General features: G+C 62.0%; 18 protein-coding genes. 4 read left to right on the top strand and 14 right to left on the bottom strand.

Annotated features, from left to right (window positions below):
* Nucleotides 1–71: 71 nt before the first annotated feature.
* The 10 genes from ruvB to P1T08_15730 form a co-directional block, all read right to left on the bottom strand.
* Entirely contained in the window at nucleotides 72–1,103 is a 1,032-nt protein-coding gene (ruvB, locus tag P1T08_15775) for a Holliday junction branch migration DNA helicase RuvB (GenBank protein ID MDF1597538.1), read from the bottom strand.
* Nucleotides 1,100–1,675 carry a Holliday junction branch migration protein RuvA gene (ruvA, locus tag P1T08_15770; GenBank protein ID MDF1597537.1) on the bottom strand — a complete coding sequence of 192 codons (576 nt, stop codon included), beginning with the start codon at nucleotides 1,673–1,675 and terminating at the stop codon, nucleotides 1,100–1,102. Before ruvA ends, ruvB begins: the two co-directional genes overlap by 4 nt.
* The gene (ruvC, locus tag P1T08_15765) at nucleotides 1,672–2,163 is read right to left on the bottom strand and encodes a crossover junction endodeoxyribonuclease RuvC (protein ID MDF1597536.1); all 492 of its coding nucleotides are present in this window, start codon (nucleotides 2,161–2,163) and stop codon (nucleotides 1,672–1,674) included. The genes ruvA and ruvC overlap by 4 nt, the downstream gene beginning before the upstream one ends.
* Nucleotides 2,164–2,241: 78 nt before the next feature.
* Nucleotides 2,242–2,985, bottom strand: coding sequence for a YebC/PmpR family DNA-binding transcriptional regulator (locus P1T08_15760; GenBank protein ID MDF1597535.1), 744 nt, complete (start codon nucleotides 2,983–2,985; stop codon nucleotides 2,242–2,244).
* On the bottom strand, nucleotides 2,985–3,557 hold the full coding sequence (gene pdxT, locus P1T08_15755; protein MDF1597534.1) for a pyridoxal 5'-phosphate synthase glutaminase subunit PdxT: 573 nt from the start codon (nucleotides 3,555–3,557) through the stop codon (nucleotides 2,985–2,987). Before pdxT ends, P1T08_15760 begins: the two co-directional genes overlap by 1 nt.
* 2 nt (nucleotides 3,558–3,559) lie before the next feature.
* Complete coding sequence (pdxS, locus tag P1T08_15750) at nucleotides 3,560–4,435, bottom strand: pyridoxal 5'-phosphate synthase lyase subunit PdxS (GenBank protein MDF1597533.1); 876 nt, start codon at nucleotides 4,433–4,435, stop codon at nucleotides 3,560–3,562.
* Between the two features lie 24 nt (nucleotides 4,436–4,459).
* Nucleotides 4,460–5,560 carry a DUF3048 domain-containing protein gene (locus tag P1T08_15745; GenBank protein ID MDF1597532.1) on the bottom strand — a complete coding sequence of 367 codons (1,101 nt, stop codon included), beginning with the start codon at nucleotides 5,558–5,560 and terminating at the stop codon, nucleotides 4,460–4,462.
* A 20-nt stretch (nucleotides 5,561–5,580) separates the two neighbouring features.
* Nucleotides 5,581–6,669, bottom strand: coding sequence for a glycosyltransferase family 4 protein (locus P1T08_15740; protein ID MDF1597531.1), 1,089 nt, complete (start codon nucleotides 6,667–6,669; stop codon nucleotides 5,581–5,583).
* On the bottom strand, nucleotides 6,621–7,502 hold the full coding sequence (locus tag P1T08_15735) for a phosphatidylinositol mannoside acyltransferase (protein MDF1597530.1): 882 nt from the start codon (nucleotides 7,500–7,502) through the stop codon (nucleotides 6,621–6,623). The genes P1T08_15740 and P1T08_15735 overlap by 49 nt, the downstream gene beginning before the upstream one ends.
* A complete protein-coding gene (locus tag P1T08_15730; GenBank protein MDF1597529.1) occupies nucleotides 7,499–8,092 on the bottom strand; it encodes a CDP-alcohol phosphatidyltransferase family protein in 594 nt (197 codons plus the stop codon). The genes P1T08_15735 and P1T08_15730 overlap by 4 nt, the downstream gene beginning before the upstream one ends.
* Before the next feature lie 94 nt (nucleotides 8,093–8,186).
* Here P1T08_15730 and fusA point away from each other — a divergent pair, with 94 nt between their 5' ends.
* Entirely contained in the window at nucleotides 8,187–10,235 is a 2,049-nt protein-coding gene (fusA, locus tag P1T08_15725; protein ID MDF1597528.1) for an elongation factor G, read from the top strand.
* 24 nt (nucleotides 10,236–10,259) lie between these two features.
* On the top strand, nucleotides 10,260–11,543 hold the full coding sequence (locus P1T08_15720) for a citrate synthase (GenBank protein MDF1597527.1): 1,284 nt from the start codon (nucleotides 10,260–10,262) through the stop codon (nucleotides 11,541–11,543).
* Nucleotides 11,544–11,621: 78 nt separating this feature from the next.
* On the opposite strand, the gene P1T08_15715 is transcribed toward P1T08_15720, so the two are convergent.
* Both P1T08_15715 and thrS read right to left on the bottom strand, forming a co-directional pair.
* Complete coding sequence (locus tag P1T08_15715) at nucleotides 11,622–12,116, bottom strand: hypothetical protein (GenBank protein ID MDF1597526.1); 495 nt, start codon at nucleotides 12,114–12,116, stop codon at nucleotides 11,622–11,624.
* Complete coding sequence (thrS, locus tag P1T08_15710) at nucleotides 12,113–14,044, bottom strand: threonine--tRNA ligase (GenBank protein ID MDF1597525.1); 1,932 nt, start codon at nucleotides 14,042–14,044, stop codon at nucleotides 12,113–12,115. Before thrS ends, P1T08_15715 begins: the two co-directional genes overlap by 4 nt.
* A gap of 77 nt (nucleotides 14,045–14,121) precedes the next feature.
* Between thrS and P1T08_15705 the strand changes: the two genes are divergently transcribed.
* On the top strand, nucleotides 14,122–14,952 hold the full coding sequence (locus P1T08_15705) for an aminoglycoside phosphotransferase family protein (GenBank protein ID MDF1597524.1): 831 nt from the start codon (nucleotides 14,122–14,124) through the stop codon (nucleotides 14,950–14,952).
* A 363-nt stretch (nucleotides 14,953–15,315) separates the two neighbouring features.
* On the opposite strand, the gene mshD is transcribed toward P1T08_15705, so the two are convergent.
* Nucleotides 15,316–16,188 carry a mycothiol synthase gene (gene mshD, locus P1T08_15700; protein ID MDF1597523.1) on the bottom strand — a complete coding sequence of 291 codons (873 nt, stop codon included), beginning with the start codon at nucleotides 16,186–16,188 and terminating at the stop codon, nucleotides 15,316–15,318.
* 50 nt (nucleotides 16,189–16,238) lie between these two features.
* On the opposite strand from mshD, the gene P1T08_15695 reads away from it, so the two are divergent.
* The gene (locus P1T08_15695; protein ID MDF1597522.1) at nucleotides 16,239–17,207 is read left to right on the top strand and encodes a patatin-like phospholipase family protein; all 969 of its coding nucleotides are present in this window, start codon (nucleotides 16,239–16,241) and stop codon (nucleotides 17,205–17,207) included.
* Nucleotides 17,208–17,412: 205 nt separating this feature from the next.
* Here the strand turns inward: P1T08_15695 and P1T08_15690 are convergent, their stop codons facing one another.
* Complete coding sequence (locus P1T08_15690) at nucleotides 17,413–17,988, bottom strand: Maf family protein (protein MDF1597521.1); 576 nt, start codon at nucleotides 17,986–17,988, stop codon at nucleotides 17,413–17,415.
* Nucleotides 17,989–18,074 lie beyond the last annotated feature (86 nt).

The following is an 18,074-nucleotide window of genomic DNA, read 5'->3' as shown; positions in this document are numbered from 1 at the left end:
CCGGCAGTGCTCACCGGCCAGCAGGCTCAGCCACAAGACTCCCACAACCGCAGAAGCCCCGTAGACCCCCATTAGGTTCCCGGTAGAACGCGCTGTGCCGACACCGGTGGTTCCAGGCCTAGATGGGTGTATGCGGAGGACGTTGCCACCCTGCCGCGCGGGGTCCGCTGCAGTATGCCGATCTGAAGCAGGAACGGTTCATAGGCATCCTCAACCGTCTCCGGTTCTTCGCCGACGGCGATCGCCAGCGTTGACAGGCCGACCGGCCCTCCCCCGAACTTCGTCACGATGGCAGAAATTATCGCCAGATCGACTTTGTCCAGCCCCAACTCGTCGACCTCGAACACCTCGAGCGCCCGAACCGTCGTCTGGTCATCGACGACCCCACCGGCGCGGGCGATCGCATAGTCACGCACACGCGCCAGCAACCGGTTGGCAATCCGGGGCGTTCCGCGACTTCGCCTGGAGATCATCTCTGCGCCACCATCGGTGATCTCGATGCCGAGAATCCCGGCTGAGCGGCGAACGATGACTTCCAGATCAGAAGCGTCGTAGTAATCGAGCTTGTCGACAATTCCGAACCGATCTCGCAACGGCGCGGTGACCTTGCCTTTCCGGGTCGTGGCACCGACGAGGGTGAACCTGGGCAGATCGAGCCGTATCGACTGCGCCGACGGCCCCTTGCCGAGAATGATGTCCAGCTCGAAGTCCTCCATGGCCGGATAGAGCACTTCCTCGACAATCCTCGGCAACCGATGGATCTCATCGACGAAGAACACATCGCCGTGCTCGAGGTTGGTCAACATCGAGGCCAGGTCGCCGGGACGTTCCAGGGCAGGTCCAGACGTGACACGCAGACGGGTGCCGAGTTCGTTGGCGAGGATGGTGGCCAGTGTCGTCTTGCCCAGACCTGGTGGACCGGAGAGCAAAACATGATCTAGTGGTTTCTCGAGTTGTGAGGCGGCCTCAATGGAAATGGAGAGACGCTCTTTGAGCTTCGCCTGGCCTACGAAGTCGATCAGGCGACGAGGCCGGAGGCTCTGCTCTGTCACCACTTCTTCTTCACCGATAGGGTCGGCCATGAGCATGCGTTCTTCCCTCATTTGTGCCGCCCCAGTGCTTTGAGCGCCATCCGGAGTTGCTCTTGCAGCGGCAGGTCTGCCGGGATGTCCGGAATGACTTCACGGATCTCAGCCGCGCCGTAGCCCAGTCCTTCCAAGGCTTCACGCACGCGTCCGGGTCCAGAGTCGCCACCTAGTGAGACGACGTCGGCATCCACGAGTCGCGGCTTGAGTTCGAGCAGGATGCGCTGGGCGCTTCGTTTGCCGATGCCGGGAACCACCGTCAGTGCATCGACGTCTTCGTTGCCGACCGCCCGATGGAGTTCCTCGAGGCGCATGCTGCCGAGAATCGCCATCGCCACCTTGGGCCCGATCCCCGATGTGGCGAGCAGCAGCCGGAACATATCGCGAGACGGTTCATCCAGGAATCCGTACAGGGTCATCGCGTCCTCGCGTACGTGAAGGTGCGTATGGAGGACGACCGGTTCGCTCAACCCTGGCAATGAACTCAGCGTCTGTGGAGTTACTGCGATCTCATACCCGACCCCTCCGACATCGAGGATCATGCCTTCGCTGCGGCGCCCCACGATGGTCCCGCGTAGCCGGCCGATCATCCGGACAACCTACCGGCCAGCCGGTATGCCTGAAGGTGGCACAGTGCCACGGCCAGCGCATCCGCCGCATCCGCAGGAGTCGGTAGCTCATGCAGGTCGAGACGCTGCATCACCATCCGTTGAACCTGCTTTTTGTCGGCCCTGCCGTATCCCACCACTGCCGACTTCACCTGGGTCGGTGTGTATTCATGGACGGGCAGTCCGGCCGTGGCTCCGGCCAGCAGAGCTACGCCGGAGGCGCGACCCACTGCGATCGATGTCTGGAGGTTCCGGTTGGTGAAGACCTGTTCGATCGCCATGGCATCTGGGTGGTGCTCCTCGATGACCTCGCTGAGATCCCTGTGTAACTCCAGCAGACGCCGTTCGATAGCGTCGCCGGTCGCAGTTCGGATCACACCAAAGGTGCGCAGACGGAGGCCGTCGGCGGTCCGAGTAACCAGTCCATAGCCGGTGGTAGTGAGTCCGGGATCGATACCCAAAACGAACATATGTACGGGATTGTACCCGGCAGTCCGGACGGAATCACGCTTTGTCGCCGGGCCCTCCCTGCAGGGATCGGCGTGCGGCTACTGGCTGAGCGCGTCCATCACATCGTCCGGAATGTCGAAGTTGGCGTAGACATCCTGGACGTCGTCGAGGTCTTCGAGTGCGTCGATGAGGCGCAACACCTTGCCGGCGGTTTCCCGCTCGAGCGGCACGGTCGTGCTGGGTAGCTGGGTCACGTCTGCGGATTCCACCTTGACGCCGGCCCCCAGGAGAGCCTTCTCGATAACCGGCATGTCGGAGGGGCGGGTTATGACTTCGAAGGCCCCGTCTGCTTCGCGGACATCTTCGGCGCCGGCGTCCAACGCCGTGAGTATGACGGCCTCCTCGTCGCCCATGGCGATTATGAATCCTTTTTGGTCGAAGAGGTACCCGACAGAGCCGGGTTCACCCAGGTTGCCATTGTTCCTTGTCATCGTCGCCCGAATGTCGGAACCGGCCCGGTTGCGATTGTCGGTCAACGCGTGGATATAGACGGCGACTCCTCCCGGCCCATAGCCCTCGTACCAAACCTCGGTGAAGTCGACCGCGTCCGCTCCCTCACCAGACCCGCGTTTGAGTGCCCTGTCGATGTTGTCGTTGGGCATCGAAGCGGCTTTGGCCTTGGCGATAGCCGTCGCCAGCGTCGGGTTCATCGCCGGGTCGCCGCCACCGTGACGGGCGGAAGCCTCGATGGCCTTGGCGAGTTTGGCGAACAACTTCCCCCTGGCCTCGTCCTGCCTGCCCTTCCTGTGTTTGATGTTGGCCCATTTGGAGTGGCCTGACATCAGTCTCCCTTCCGCATGCTCAACACCATCTCGTGGATCCGCACGTCGTCTGTGAGCTCCGGATGGAACGCACTAGCCAGGATATTTTCTTGCCGGACCATGACGACCTGACCATCGTAGGTCGCCAGCACCTCCACGTGCGGCCCCACCTTGGAGACTTGCGGGGCCCGAATGAACACACCGAGATACGGCGCTTCGAGGCCCTGCACCTCGATGGGTGCCTCAAACGAGTCGTTCTGGCGTCCGAAAGCGTTTCGTTCGACGATCACATCGAGGCATCCCAATTGCGGCGGACCCTCTTTGACCGTTCCGGCGGCCAGGAAGATGAGCCCCGCGCAGGTACCGAACGTGGGGAGCCCGCCGTCGACGACCTCGCACAATGGGTCGATCAACCCGTAGAGGATGGCCAACCGGCCGATCGTGGTCGATTCCCCGCCAGGGATCACCAGAGCTGAGATGCCGTCGAGATCCGCCGGCCGGCGAACCTGTCGAGAGATCGCCCCTGCGCGTTCCAGGCTCTGCTGATGTTCCCGAAAGTCGCCCTGGAGGGCGAGAACACCGACCGGGCCCATCCTCACCAGCCTCGTTCGGCGAGCTTGACCTCGAGATCGGCGATCTCCTGGCCGGGCATAGCCGCACCGAGGCCCCGTGACACCTTGATGAGTTGGTCCGGATCGTTGGCATAGGTGGTTGCTTCAACAATCGCCTTGGCCCGTGTCGATGGGTCGGAGCTCTTGAAGATTCCGGACCCGACGAACACACCGTCGCATCCGAGCTGCATCATCAGGGCAGCATCGGCAGGCGTAGCCAGGCCTCCAGCCGCGAAATTCACAACGGGGAGTTTGCCCGTCTCGGCGATTTCCTGGACCAGATCAAACGGAGCGCCGAGGTCGCGCGCCGCCGCCATGAGCTGTTCCGGGCTCATCGAGGCCAGCGCCCGGATCTCATTCGTCACCCGCCGCATGTGCCGAACGGCTTCCACCACGTTGCCGGTGCCGGCTTCGCCCTTTGTGCGGATCATCGCCGCCCCCTCACCGATGCGGCGAAGGGCTTCCCCCAGATTGCGGGCACCACATACGAACGGAGTCGTGAACGCCCACTTGTCGATGTGGTGCTCCTCGTCGGCCGGGGTCAGTACCTCGGACTCGTCGATGTAATCGACGTCCATGGCCTGCAATATCTGTGCCTCAACGAAATGTCCGATACGCACCTTGGCCATGACAGGAATGCTCACGGTCTCCATGATCTCTTCGATCATCGCCGGATCCGACATGCGGGCCACACCACCGTCGGCCCGAATGTCGGCCGGAACCCGCTCGAGCGCCATCACCGCAACAGCACCTGCGTCCTCGGCGATCCTGGCGTGCTCGGCGTTGACGACGTCCATTATCACGCCGCCCTTGAGCATCTCGGCAAGGCCTCGCTTGACTCGATCGGTACCACGTTCCACGGTGTGACTCCTTTTCTACCGATTCTACTGCCAGCCGAGGCTGCGGCCGATTGGGGTGAGTTCGATCCATACATTCCCCGGGGCCAGGGGAATCGGTTGTCCGGTCGCATCGAGGATGCGGAAGAACCCATCTTCGCTGCCGCGCTCCCAGGTTCCCCGGATGGCAACCCCATCGCGAAACACAAACGCATCGCCGTTGCCGTTGACCTGGTAGTCGGGCACCGCGTTGCCTGCGGAGTCCGTCCTGCCCGTATCGATCTGGCGTACGACCAGAACGATTACGTTGCTCGCCACGATCTCCTCGCCGGAGTCATCAACGTGGGCGACGTCGCCGTGGAAACGGAGGAATCCGTTATCGGCGGATGACCATCGATACGTCGGATTGGTCAACGGTGAGAGCGAGAGATTCACCGTCAGCGCCTGCTCGCCCTCCGGTGCTGTCTCGTCGAACCGGAACCAGATGTCCCCCGTCGTCTCGTCACCCAGTTCGAGAGCTACCTCCGGGTTCAGCATCAGGTCGTACGGTGCGGGCCGGTCAGGGTCGCGACCGTAGGCGGCGCTGCCGAGTACAGGATCCCCGGCGTCCACTGCCACCCGGCGTATGGCCTCGACATTGGCGGCCACGCCGCCCGAGTGTGCGAAAACCACACCAAATGGCGCAATGAGCTTCGGGTCAACTTCTCGGGCGCTCCGAATCGGCCCGATCTCGATGGGGATTTCCGACTGGAAGAAGGCCAGGAAGCGGGCCACGCCGCCCTCGACGAGGACCTCGATGACCATGTCTGCTTCGGCGATTCCGGTTTGAGGCCGGGAAGAAGAGCTGTTGTCGATTTTGGCGACGAGGATGGGTGCCGTTGGGACTGCCTCTGCATCGGCCACTCCGGTCAGCGGCCAGATCTCCCCCGCCGGCCCGACCGTTGTGGTCGTAGTCCCGGGTTGCGATGTTGTGGTCGTGTCGACCTCAGAGGTCGAAGTGGTCGTGGAGGCAACGCTCACCGGTTCGTCATCACCCCCGGTGAGAAAGAGCACAACGACGAGTAGGACCAGCACCACGGCCGATCCACCTCCAATGGCGAGTTGTTGCTCTCTGGACAGGTTCTTGAAGCGTTCAATGAGTTGTTGCATAGTCCTGGGAAGAGGAGAGGTCAGTGGCCGCGTACTGCGGATTCGTAGGTCTGCATGTACGCGGGGAGAACTGTAGTCCAGTCGAAGGTTTGCGAACGCCGCACCGCATGCTGCCCTGCCTCCCGCGTTTGCGCCGCATCGAGCAGCAGATCGATGACCGCCTCGGCTAGGTCCGTGGCGTTCCCGCGGGCGAAGTATCTGACCGCCGCGTCCCCGACCGCCGTGAAGGCCGGCAAATCCGAGGCGACAACAGCACAACCGGCGGCCATACCCTCGAGCAACGTGATCCCGAAGCTCTCGCCACCGAGATTCGGTGCGACGAAGATCGCGCTTTCCGCCAGGCGATCTGCCTTGTCCTTCCCATCGACCCGCCCGAGAAAGCGAACACCATCGGTTCGATCCGATCTGTAGGTGCCGATCACATCGAGTTCGGCATCCGGTACCGCATTTGTGATGGCAGGCCAGGCAGCCAGCAGTACATCGAGACCTTTGCGCGGCTCGTCGCGGCCGAGGAACGCCACCCGGTGGGGGTCTTTCTTCACGTCCGGCCGGTACTCCGCAGTGTCGATGGCATTGGGGATGATGGTGACATCCGGGAGAAACGGCCGCACTGCAGAAGCAGCGACCTCGCTCACCGCGGTCGCAATCGACAGGTTCTTCGCTATTCGCCCCGCAACCGGACGCAGGCGGCGATAAGCGCCTCGAACCAGAGAAGACGGATCGGCATGAAAAGTCCCGACGATTGGAATCCCGCTCCTGCCCAACAAGGCCCAGCCGATCACCGGCACGAATGGTTCGTGGAGGTGCACCACGTCAGCTCCCTGCACAGCTGTCGCTGCTCTCCGCAGGATCGACGGCTGGAGGCCCAGCGGAGCGCGTGAACCGTTGACGGGAATAGAGATGCCGCGTCCCAACAAGCGGGAGCCGAGCGGTCCGCGGCGGCCCGGTCCGACCGCCCAGGCATCGACACCTTGGTCTCCGAGACGTTTGGTCAGTTCAATGACCTGGTTCTGCACACCGCCCGGCGCATCGAGGGCATAGGGCGAAACGACTGCGACCTTCACGAGATTTCCCGATCGGACGGCCAGTTCGGTTGGAGAAGATGCCACTGCTCCGGCGCCCGACGTATCAACGCCTCGAAGGCGGCGGCGAGTTCTCGTACGCCCCCTGCCACCCGTTCGTCCATGCTGCCTTCCGACGGGATGTCGATTGGTCGGCCGACGATGATGTGGTGGCCGCGCCCGTCCCGAAAGTACGTGCCAACCGGGATTACAGGGGCACCGGTGCGAATACCGATGCTGATCGCCCCGCCGGGCAACGTCGTCATCTCGCCGAAGAACTCCACTTCGACCCCGCGTCCGTTCAGATCCCGATCGCACAGAAGGGCGATCGCGCCGCCTCGACCAATCACGGCCAGCAGCTTTTTGAAGACTTCGCGGCTCCCGTCTGCAAGAACGATTTGGATCCCGAGCATGTTGCGGAGTTTGATGAACCAGTCGACCAGGCGCCGGTTGCGGAGATTCTCGGCCACTGCCATGAGCTCGATGTGTTCACTCTGAGCGATGGTTCCCGCCACTTCCCAGTTGCCGAGATGCGGCAGAGCGAATACGACTCCGGCCCCGGCATCCCGGGCGGCCAGCACCCGATCGAGGCCATCGACCGTTATTCGCTCCCTCGCCTCGCCGGCACGCCGCGGGCGCATCCACAACGCCTCGGCCCAGTAGCGGCCGTAGGCCGCGTACATCCGGCGCGCCTTGCGCTCAGCAGACGCACCCGCACCGAGCCTCTCCATGTGGCGAATGGCCATCTGCTTTTTGTCCCCGGCCACCAGCCAGGCAATCCAGCCACCGAGGTGGCCGAGATGCACTGCGACGCGCTCGGGAAGTATCGCCAGGATGCCGGCGGCGAACCGCAGCGTCCAGTAGACCGTTAAGCGTTTCAACCTTCGAGACGTTGCCACACCAATGCGAACCGTTGTGCGACGGTCATCCAGGTCAGGGCGGCCATGACCCACAACATAACGGGGACGAAGTTGAAAGCCAGCCCGGCTGTGTACAAGATCACGCGTTCCGCTCGACCCATGAGCCCTCCGCGACCGTCTGCTCCCACAGATTCCGCCCGAGCGCGGAGATACGACACCAGAAGTGAGGCTCCCAGGTTGAGGACGCAGAGCAACGCCAGGACCGCGTTGTCGGAGGTGGCCAGCGCATTGTGCGACACCGCGAAGGCAAGGCCCGCCCACATAGCGGTTTCACCCAGGCGATCCGAGACCGAGTCGAGGAAGGCGCCGCGTTTGGATGCCTTGCCCGAGAGGCGGGCTACGGTCCCGTCGAGCCCGTCGAGAGCCGAGCCGAGCAAGGCCATGGAGGCACCCAGAACGAAATGTGAAAACCCGACTACCACCGATCCGCCGACCACGAGGCTGAGGCCGACGATCGTGACGGCCATCGGGGTGAACCCCGCAGCAACGAGGACACGGCCGATCGGATCGAGATATCGCTCGACATGGCCTCTGGCTCGTTGCTCGATCATATGGAGGCTTTCCCGGGAGGCGCCCAACGTAGCAGGAATCCGCGCTGGTCACCGCAACTAGTATGCGCCCGAACCCGAGCAACGAGGAGGTCGTGTGGTTCCCGAGAGAATCCGCAACGTGGTGCTGGTTGGACATGGCGGCGCCGGGAAAACGAGTCTCGCTGAAGCACTCCTTCATGTCACAGGCACCACCACCCGGGTTGGACGTGTCGAAGACGGCACCACGGTCACCGATTTCGAACCCGAGGAGACAGAACGCCAGATCTCCTTGAACGTCGCGGTGGCCTCTTGTGAATGGAAGGGCCACAAGATCAATATCCTCGATGCCCCCGGGTACGCCGACTTCATCGGCGATGCTCTTGCAGCCCTCCGGGTCGCCGACATGGCCATCTTCGTCGTGTCCGCCGTTGACGGAGTCGAGGTCCAGACCGAAGCTTTGTGGAGGGCCGCCTCAGAAGAGCACATACCGCGGGTCGTATACATCAACAAGCTCGATCGGGAACGGTCGTCATTCCAGCGAACCCTCACCCAGCTCAGCGAAGCCTTCGGAAAGCGCATCGCCCCTATTCAGCTGCCCATCGGATCTGAACAGGACCTCAAGGGGATCGTGCGGGTCGTTTCCAACCGGGCTTTCGGATACGACGGCGGGTTCATCGCATCCCAGGTCGATCTCCCCCCCGAATTGGCCGACGCGGTCGCAGCAGCACACACCACGCTCATCGAAGCCATCGTCGAGACGGACGACGAGATGCTGGAACGATATTTCGAAGGCCAGGAGCCGACCCGCGATCAGATCATCGCCTCCGTACATTCAGGCATGCTCGAAGCGGAAATCTTCCCGGTCCTGTGCGGCTCGGCCACCGGCTTGATCGGCATCGACACCCTCGCCGACTTCATCGTTGAATTCGGCCCGAATCCACTGGAGCATTCTGCGCCTCCGATGGAGGAGGGGGAACTCGTCGTCTCTGCCGAGGGGCCTGCGACCGCTTACGTATTCAAGACACATTCCGACCCCTACGTCGGTCGGATCTCGTTGTTCCGTGTCTTCTCAGGTTCGGTGATGGCCGACGACAACCTCGACAACGCCACCAGAGGCGGTCACGGCCGCATGCACAACCTCTTCTTCATGCAAGGCAAGGATCACCACGATGCCAGGGAGGTCACAACCGGGGACATCGCCGCAGTCGCCAAACTCGATTCCCTTCTGGCGGGCGACACACTCGTTACCCCGGGCGCCGGTATCCGCATCAAGCCGGTCAGCTTCCCGGCCCCTGTCATGTCACTGGCGGTCTTCCCAAAGTCCTCACAGGACGAGGACAAGCTGTCGGGTGCGCTGCAGAAGATGGTTGAAGAGGATCCGACACTCTCCGTCGAACGCCGGCCCGAGACCCATGAGACGGTGCTGTCTGGACTCGGTGACGCACACCTGGATGTGACGGCAGCCCGGATCAATCGGAAGTTCGGCGTTGAGATCGACACTGCCACCCCGACTGTTCCGTATCGCGAGAGCATCACCGCGTCGACCGAGGCCGAAGGGAAACACAAGAAGCAGAGCGGCGGTCGTGGGCAGTTTGGCGTTGCCTTCGTGAAGTTCGCTCCACTCCCTCGCGGTGCCGGGTTCGAGTTCATCAATGCGACCAAAGGTGGATCGGTTCCCCGCCAATTCATCCCCGCAGTGGAAAAAGGGGTCCAGGAGGCCCTAGTGAAAGGTCCACTCGCCGGGTACCCGGTCGTCGACGTCCAGGCCACTCTTTATGACGGTAAGTACCACTCCGTCGACTCGGATGAGATGTCGTTCCGGATGGCAGGCATTCTTGCCTTCCGGGCCGCAGCTCCGAACCTGGGAGCAATCATCCTCGAACCCATCATGGAGGCGAGGATCAGAGTCCCGGAGGAATACATGGGTGACGTGATAGGCGATATCAACGCAAAGCGTGGCCGCGTGCTCGGTATGGACTCGGATGACTACCTGCGGGTGGTCACCGCTGAGGTGCCGTTGGGCGAGATGCAGCGTTATGCGGTCGATCTCCGGTCGATGACCGGGGGCCGCGGGTTCTTCGAGATGAAGTTCACACGGTACGACGAAATGCCAAGTCAGGAAGCCCGGAAGGTGATCGACGCGGCCCGGGAGGATGAGTCCTAGCGGACCGCAGCAAAGGAGATGGACATGGACGAGGCCTTTCTCAGAATCGGCGATCGAGAGATCACTTTGCCGGTCATCACCGGTACCGAGGGGGAAGTGGCGATCGACATCAACAAGCTGCGGGGACAGACGGGGATCGTGACTCAGGACAAGGGATTCGCCAACACGGCGGAAGCTCTGAGTTCCGTCACGTTCCTCAACGGCGAAGAGGGCATTCTGCGTTATCGGGGCTACCCGATCGAGCAGATCGCCGACACGGCCTCATTCCTGGAGGTTGCCTACCTCCTCCTCTACGGCGAAATGCCGACTGCGGCAGATTACGAGAAGTTCACCAACGACATCACCCATCACACGATGGTGCGCGAGGACATGAAGCATCTGTATGAGGCCTTCCCGTCTGATGCGCATCCGATGCAGATGCTGGCTTCGGCGGTGTCGGCGCTGGCGACCTTCTACCCGGATGCTCTGGATCCGACCGATGAGGCTGCGATTGACATAAGCGCCAAGCGTTTGATCGCCAAGATGATCACGCTGGTGGCCTGGGGCTACAAGTATGGATTGAGTCAGCCGTTCCAGTATCCACGCAATGATCTCGACTACTCGTCGAACTTCCTGCACATGATGTTCTCGTATCCGACCGAGCCGTTCCAGGTCGATCCGGTCATCTCGAAGGCACTCGATGTGCTCCTGATCCTGCATGCCGACCACGAGCAGAACTGTTCGACGTCGACGGTGCGCATGGTTGGTTCGTCACAGGCCAACCTGTTCTCGTCGGTTGCTTCGGGTATCCACGCCCTGTCTGGTCCGCTCCACGGTGGAGCCAACCAGCAGGTGGTTGAGATGCTGGACGAGATCATCAAGGGTGGCGGCGATGTCGAGCAGTTCATCGCCAAGGCCAAGGACAAGGATGACCCGTTCCGGTTGATGGGGTTCGGTCATCGTGTCTACAAGAACTTCGACCCCCGGGCCCGGATCATCAAGAGCTATGCGGGTGATGTGCTCGACAAGCTCGGCAAAGACGACCCGATGCTCGATGTTGCCAAACAACTCGAAGAGGTTGCCCTATCGGACGAGTACTTCGCAGAGCGCAAGCTCTACCCGAATGTCGACTTCTACTCGGGCATCATCTACAAGGCGATGGGTTTCCCCGTCGATATCTTCACCGTGTTGTTTGCCATCGGCAGGCTGCCGGGCTGGATCGCCCAATGGAAGGAAATGCGGTTCGATCCCACCACCCGTATCGGCCGTCCACGACAGATCTACGTCGGAGAGAACGAACGCAAGCTCGTACCGATGGACCAGAGGTAGAAACAGGTCATAAGTTCTAGGTTCTAGGTTCTTGCGAGAAGGCGGCTCCACAGGGGGCCGCCTTCTCGAACTCAGAACCTACAACTCAGGACCTATAACCTCTTCGAAGGGCTCTCCCCGTAGCTCGCCGGTCACCGCATCGAGGAGCACGAGTCCTCGCTTTGACGGAGGGTTGTCTGCGGAATAGAGCAACACGTTCCAGGTCGGTCGGGAACGCCAACCCTCAAAACGGACGGCTCCCGACGAATGGCCAACCGGAAACGAGACAGACCTCGCCGCCGTCTCCAGTGCCTCGGAGTCCCGTACTTCCAAAGGCCAGGCCGTCAGCATGTGCCAGCCGGCCAGTCCCACCAAAGAAGCGGCAACTATCCACATGCCCGCCGGCAACCCCGACATTGCCCCGCCTGCGGCGAGCATGCCGGCCCCCAAATACACCCAGGCCGAGAGGCGTCGGCGGCGCGGAGAAGGGAACTCATACGGGCCGAGGGCCCAGGAGTCGAGGTCCTCGGGTACTGACTCGGCGTCAGCCGTCTCTTTCGGGATGTGAATGCCGGCCGGTTCGCGATCGGTCATCGCGGCGCCGCCGCCAATTGCTTCAGTTCGTCGAGCGCGTCCGCGATACCGATGCCGCGCCGTTCATGCTCATCTCCTCTGAGCCGGAGACCGACCGTTCCGTCTTCCACGTCCGAGTCACCTACGACGAGCACAGCAGGAGTCTTGTGGGTAATCGCCCGGCGAATCTTCTCGCCGACGGTGTCGTCTGCCTCGTCGACTTCGACCCGCAAGCCGACCTCGCCCAGCGCGGCAGCCACCTCCCTGCCGTAGCCGATGTGGCGATCGGCGACCGGGACGATCGCTGCTTGAACCGGCGCGAGCCAGACTGGAAACGCTCCGGCATAGTGCTCCACCAGAATGCCGACGAACCGCTCAATCGACCCCATGAGAGCGCGATGGATCATCACCGGCCGCTCCCGGGTGTTCTCCGCTGAGGCATACAGCAGGTCGAAATTCTCGGGCTGCCCGAAATCGACCTGGAGCGTCGAGAGTTGCCAGCGGCGACCGATTGCATCACGCACGTGCACATCAATTTTCGGCCCGTAGAAGGCGCCTTCACCCTCTGCAATCTCAAACGGTAGGCCGGCGATTTCGAGGGCTTGCTGGAGGGCGGCCTCAGCCTTGTCCCAGGATTCGTCCCGGCCGACGTACTTCTCCGGCCTGGTGGAAATGTCGGCTTCGAACTCGTCGAACCCGAAGTCCCGCAGCACCATCAGCGTGAAACCCAGCAGATTCTGTAGTTCGTCGCCAAGTTGTGACTCCATTGCGAAGATGTGACTGTCGTCCTGGGTGAATCCGCGAGCTCGGAGGAGGCCGTGGACCACGCCGGAACGCTCGTACCGATAGACGGTGCCGAGTTCAAAGAGACGGAGCGGCAGTTCCCGATAACTGCGTCCGTTGCTCTTGAAGATCAGAATGTGGAACGGGCAGTTCATCGGCTTCATCCGGTACTCGGTCTGCTCGTCGAGCAGCATGCCGGGGTACATCCCCTCGGCGTAGAAGTCGAGATGCCCGGAGGTTTCCCACAGCTGGGCCTTGGCGACGTGCGGTGTGGCCACGATCTCATAGCCGTGGGATAGGTGGGTCCTCCGGCTGTAGTCCTCGATGATCGTGCGCAGCAAGCCACCCTTTGGGTGCCAGATAGCCAGACCGGACCCCAACTCGGGTGGGAACGAGTACAGGTCCAACTCGTTTCCGAGGCGGCGGTGATCGCGTCGTTCGGCTTCCTCGAGCCGGTTGAGGTAGTCGTCGAGCGCTTTCTTCGATTCCCAGGCAGTCCCGTATATGCGCTGCAACTGATCGCGCGTCTCATCGCCCCGCCAGTAGGCACCGGCTGAGCGCAACAGCTTCACCGCCTTGAGGCGTCCTGTGCTCGGCAGATGCGGACCTCGACAGAGATCGACGAATTCCGCGTTGCGGTAGATGCTCACCGATTCACCACCGGCCCCTTCGGAGTCATCAACAGCTTGAATGATCTCCTTCTTGTAGGGTTGGTCGACGAACAGGGCGAGTGCTTCCTCGATGGAGCAGGCCTCACGTTCAAAGAGCTGGTCGGCTTCGATGATTTCAGCCATGCGGCGCTCAACTTGCTCGAGATCATCGGGATCAAACGGGCGTCCGATGTTGAAGTCGTAGTAGAACCCGTCGGTGATCGCCGGGCCGATTGCGAAAGTCGCATTGTCGAACAGGTCCAGCACAGCCTGGGCCATGATGTGAGCGGCGGAATGCCGGATGACATGGCGACCCTCTTCGGTCGTCTCGGTGACAACCTCGAACGCTCCGCCGTGCGGCAAAGGCCTGCTCAGGTCCAGTAGTTCACCGTCGAGCTTGATGGCCACGGCCGCCCCGGCAAGTCGGGAACCGATAGCCGCGGCCACTTCGAACCCCGACACGCCTGATTCGTGTTCGTGGACGGATCCGTCTGGAAAGGTGAGTTGGATGGTCATCGCGTTTCTCCGGTCATATCGCGGTAGGGTAATGGCAGCAAACGAAACTTTCGGAACTTACTTTCGGAGGGAACTGTATGGACGCATTGGAGATCGCTAATCAGCTGGCTCGCGGTGGTCGGGTCCACGAGCTGTCCGGCTTCTCAGGTCGAACATTTCGGCTGTTTGCTCCCCATGCAACGACGATCCTCACGGTGTATCGAACCAGTTCATTGCAGCGTCGTGAGCAGCGGGCTCTGGAAGCCCTGGCCGATGTGGACGGTATTCCGAAAGTAATCGAGTGGAGCGTCGAGGCCGACGCCGCCTGGGGATTGTTCGAGGATGCCGGTGCCTGGAATCTGGCCACATTGCCGACGAGTTTGGGTCCGGCTCGCCAGGCAGGTCGAATTCTCCGTCACGTGCACGAGGCGAATCCCGACGATCTCACCAATCTGGCCGGCGGAATGGACGCGGCCTGGCTCCGCTCCGAGTATCAATCGGTCTTCACTCGCCTGGCGCGCTACCGCCGCCGCGTCGGGTTGTCCCAGAGCCTGCTCGAACGCGCTTTGGCGGCCGAGCCGCCTGCCGGCGGTTTGCCCACTTCGTGTCACACGAATCCTCGCCCGGATCGCTTTCGTGTCGACGACGAGACGGGACGCGTTACGCTGACGGACTGGGCTTGGGCAACCGCAGCTCCCGCCGAGTGGGACTTCTCACTGGCGGTGTGGACTCTCCGTATGTCGGCCGGCGACGCGGCCGCGGAGGCCATGATCGAAGGTTACGGACGAACGATGCCGAACGATGTGCTGCAACCGTGGATCGTATTCCACGGAGGTCGAGAACTGATGCAGGCGGCCGAAACGGCAGACGGACGACTCGATCGCTTGATGCCCATTGTGAATGAGATCGAGGCTTCGCTGCCCGCTTAGGGGACCAACTGCTGTTGGCTCCCCCAGCCAGCACTCCATGCTCTTCGCAGGCACGAATCCCGATTCGCCTGCAAAGCGCGAAATCCGTCGTTACTGAGCCTTTGCCGCGTATTCTCCCCGGCGAAGGAGGACAACGTGATCGCATATCTGATAGTACGTGTGCTGGTATTCGGCATCGTACTCGGGGGTAGGTTTGGTGGTTCCCGCCTGCAGGATTCCCAACCGACGATGGACCTCGAGCTCGATCTTCCCTGCCCGTGGTGCTATTCCCAGACGAACGAAAAGGATCAGGCATGCCGATCCTGCGGTCGCCGCTTCGGTACCGACCGGTCCGAAGACCTCGACCAACTGCATCCGTGAAGTTCAGATACTCAGACTGAACACTCGATCGGTGTGATGGACCTCGAAACCCAGACCTTCATAGAGCCGAAGGGCGGATTCGTTCACTGCATCGACATACAGCATCCCCTGCGTTGACCCTTTCGCGCTGCTGAGGTAGTCGAGACCGTCGAGGGCTATCGCCCGACCGACACCGCGGCCCCTGAATCCGGGATCAACGGCAATGAGATAGATCTCTCCGAGACCTCCGGGGTGCTCCTTCGTCCAACAGAACCCAACCAGACGTTCCCCGAAAAATGCCATACGTATTCCGGTCGGGTCGTACCACTGGTGGGCCTGTCGTTCATGAAGATCCTCTGCAGTCCAGTTTCCGGCTTCCGGATGGCCGGCAAATGCGCGGTTGTTGAGGGAAAGCAGCGCATCCTCGTCTGAATTCTCGAATGCCCGGATCTGGATGTCGAGCACCATTTGAGGGGCCGCGGCGGGCAATGGCACCCGGAGCTGATGGAGGTCCCGCAACGGCTCGAAACCAAACTCCTGGAGTGGCCGCTCGCCGCCGGGCGTATAGACCCAGGCCATGGCCGTGTCGCCTCCCAGTTGCCGGGCTCTCGCCAACGCACTTTCAAGCAGCGGCTCCTCGAGTTCTCCGCGTAGAGCCGGATCCACCGCCAGTTCGAACTCATACGTTCCATCTATCTTGCTGGCCAGCAGCTGGAGGTATCCAACCGGAATCCCGGACTCTTCGATGACGAAGCCCTCACCCGATGATTGGGCACCTCGCATCGTCCGGTATTTGTTCTCACTGAGTGGATGATGCCCATCGCGGAGACGACACCGCTCGAACAACTCATCGAGTCCCGGCAGATCTTGTGGCCATGAATACGGGCGAACGGACATTCCGTCGACCATACCGCGCGATCAGGAGAACGGCTCTATCCTGTCAAATCGTGAGCAAGGTAGGACTCGTTCTAGGTGGTGGCGGTATCACCGGAGCTGCATATGAACTGGCAGCTCTCATGGCTATCCATATGGCCACGAGTTGGGATCCCAACTCGTCCGAGGTGATCATCGGAACGTCGGCGGGTTCGTACGTGGCCGGCATCGTGCGTTCGGGCAGACTGTCGATCGACTCGCTTGCCCGCCCGGACGACAGCCGGGAAGACGTGGCCAATCGCATCCGCACCGCGGTTTATCGCCGAAGGCGCCCGGCAGGCGTCCGCCGTTGGGTTCGACATGGAATCATCCCGGGAATCCGCAAGCCCGGCGTGTCGCTCATCCTTGGATCTCCGGCTCCGTTCGATGCTGCCGGCATTGGTGATTGGCTGGCCGAGGAGGTCGGTGAGTTCGCAGATGGCTGGCCGGACGACCCGACCGTCATAGTTGCATACGAACTGGAATCGAGGCGTCGGATAGCTTTCGGCACCGTGGACGCGCCCGATGTGGAACTCCGTCAAGCCGTGGCGGCGTCGTCCGCAGTGCCGCTGGTCTTCGCTCCATTTGAACTCGGCGGCAACCACTATGTCGACGGTGGAGTGGCGTCCGGCACCCACGCAGACCTCATCCTCGCCAACGAAGAGCCACTCGACTTCGTATTGATCATTGCCCCAATGGCAGCAGACGAGACGCGGGACGGCGGCAGGTTCTATGAGGGAGCATTCGATCGGGTCGGAAAAGCTGCCCTCGACGAAGAGCTAACGATGATCCACGACGCCTGGCCCAAGACCGAGGTTCTCACCATCACTCCCTCGGTGGAGGTGCAAGCGCTCCTGCGCCCGAACCCGATGAGCGCCTCGGCTGCCGTTCCGGCGTTTATCAAAACGCTGGCGTCCCTACGAACGAAACTTGCCCGGCCGGATGTTTGGGCCATGCTCAGGAAGCACCTGGCGCCTACTTCGCACCCGGCGAGGAGCCGCTAGGCGACCACCGCCTGTCGGCCGAGCCGTCGGACTTACATTAAGAATGAGACCCCCGGCGATGCCGGGGGTCTCGATCGCTGAGGGGGGACCCAACAACCGGAACGTTACTGTCCGGTCACCGGGCGCTCGTAGGGTCTTTCGGCCCACGCTGTTGGGCCAGAAGCCACGTAACAGACTTCGACCAGACCGGGGTGGAGCTGCCCCTCTACCGGGCCAGAACGCTGGGGATACCTGCCTGTCCAAGCAACCTTGCAGTGACCGAGAGGGTGAGCCCGACTACCGTCGAGAGCTCACCATCGAGGCGATCAACGAACGCACCACCCACGCCCTGGACTGCGTAGGCACCGGCCTTGTCGAACGGTTCGCCGGTGGCTACGTATGCCTCGATCTCTCGCTCCTCGAGAAGGCGAAACCTGACCGTCGCCGACGCGTGCTCAACCATGGGCGTCGCACCTTGTCTGCCCAATGCAATACCGGTAAAGACCTGGTGAGATCTGCCCGAGAGGAATCGCAGCATCGCAACCGCATCCGGACCGTTGATTGGTTTGCCCAGAACACGATCGTCGAGCGCCACCACTGTATCTGCACTGAGCACCCATCGATCGGGATGGAGGGCGGCGGCCGCCGCACCCTTGGCCGCCGCCAGCCGTCGCACGGTTCGCTCAGGACACTCACCGGGAACAGGCGTTTCGTCGATAGATGGTGACTCGATTATGTAGGACACGCCGAGCAGATCGAGTAGTTCACTGCGGCGCGGCGATCCCGAAGCAAGGAGCAACATCGCGCAAGACCCTAGGTGGCTGCCGAAAAAGTTGGTGGTTGTGGGTCGGGGGTGCTCGCGTTCGAGGTCGTTTTCGGTCACACTGG

The organism is Acidimicrobiia bacterium (assembly GCA_029210695.1).
Lineage (GTDB): Bacteria > Actinomycetota > Acidimicrobiia > Spongiisociales > JAHEDJ01 > JAHEDJ01.
Note: the sequence above shows the minus strand (reverse complement) of the source record. Positions and strands in the feature narration are given on the sequence as shown.